This is a genomic window from Nonomuraea sp. NEAU-A123 (genome assembly GCF_018603905.1).
GTDB lineage: Bacteria > Actinomycetota > Actinomycetes > Streptosporangiales > Streptosporangiaceae > Nonomuraea.
Genome location: NZ_JAHFZZ010000076.1, coordinates 1 through 1,296 on the forward strand (window position 1 = coordinate 1; position 1,296 = coordinate 1,296).

The 1,296-nt window shown below is 68.2% G+C and carries 1 protein-coding gene; it reads right to left on the reverse strand.

All coding sequences use genetic code 11. From position 1 onward, the window contains the following. Window positions 1-19: 19 nt before the first annotated feature. A complete protein-coding gene (locus KLK06_RS59405) occupies window positions 20-1,123 on the reverse strand; it encodes an IS5 family transposase (protein WP_308169072.1) in 1,104 nt (367 codons plus the stop codon). Window positions 1,124-1,296: the final 173 nt, after the last annotated feature.

The following is a 1,296-nucleotide window of genomic DNA, read 5'->3' on the forward strand; positions in this document are numbered from 1 at the left end:
AGAGCCTGCTGACAAAGGCTTAAGTGCTGGTGGGCAGGGGGCCGTAGAGGGCTGGTCCGATCTTGTTGAGGTAGCCCTGGTGAGACCATTGGGACAGCTGGACGCGGAAGCTGTTGATGTTCTCGATTTCGAGGATGGCGGCCAGTTCGCTTCCCTTCCAGGCCCGCCAGGGCTGAGCGGCCAGCAGTTGCAGGACCTTGCCACGCCGGTCGGGGCTGGACAGGTGCGGGAGCGGTGGCGGGTCGCCCCAGCGACTGCTGGCTGGCCGGCCTGCCAGTTCGCGTGTCAGACGGCGGGTCATCTGGTGCACGGTGGCCCACCAGATCAGCGCTTCGTGGTGGTCGGGTCTGCGTTCATAGATGCGCACCAGGCGGCGGTAGCGGACCAGCCAGGCGAACGTCCGCTCCACCACCCACCTGCGAGGCAGCACGACGAAGCCGCACAGATCGTCGCTGCGCCGCACGATCGTCACGGCCAGACCCAGGACCTGCCCGGCCCAGGTGACCAGCCGTCCGGCATAGCCGCCGTCGGCCCAGACCAGACGAACGGTGGAGAACTTCTCCCGCAGCAGGGCCAGCACCGGATGCGCGCCGTCACGATCTTGCACCGACGCCGCGGTGACCATCACACACAACAGCAGCCCGAGCGTGTCGACCACGACATGCCGCTTCTGCCCCTTCAGCTTCTTGCCCGCGTCATAACCGCAGGCCGCCGCCCCGACGGTCTCGGACGCCCTGACCGTCTGGGAGTCCACGCACCCGGCCGTCGGCAGTTCCGCCCGTCCGGCCAGGACGCGCAGCCGGCCACGAAGCCGTCCGGCCAGCCGTTCGGGCAGGCCGCGACGGGACCAGCGCAGAAAAAACGCATACACCGCCTCATGCGGCGGGAAGTCGACCGGCAGGGCCCGCCACTCGATCCCGTACCGGGTCACGTAGCCGATCGCGTCCAGCATCGCGCGCAGGTCATGCACCATCGGCCTGCCCGCGACCGCGACCAGTTCGGCCATCACTCCCCGTGCCTCGCGCTCCAGCACCAACCATTCGGCATCGGCCAGATCCGACGGGTATGCCGGTTTCCGGTCGCGACATGCGCATCCCGGTGAGGCGCAACCGCTGGCGTTCACGGCCGCAGGCGTGTAGACAGACAACCACGGGCTCCTGGCCGCTGAGCTGCATAGACAACACCTCAGCTACCGGGAGCCCGCTCCCGTCCACGGGTCAACTGCCCAACGATGACCACACCCCGACACTCTCCTGACCCGTGCCCCGACACCAAAGCCCTTCGTCAGCAGGCTCT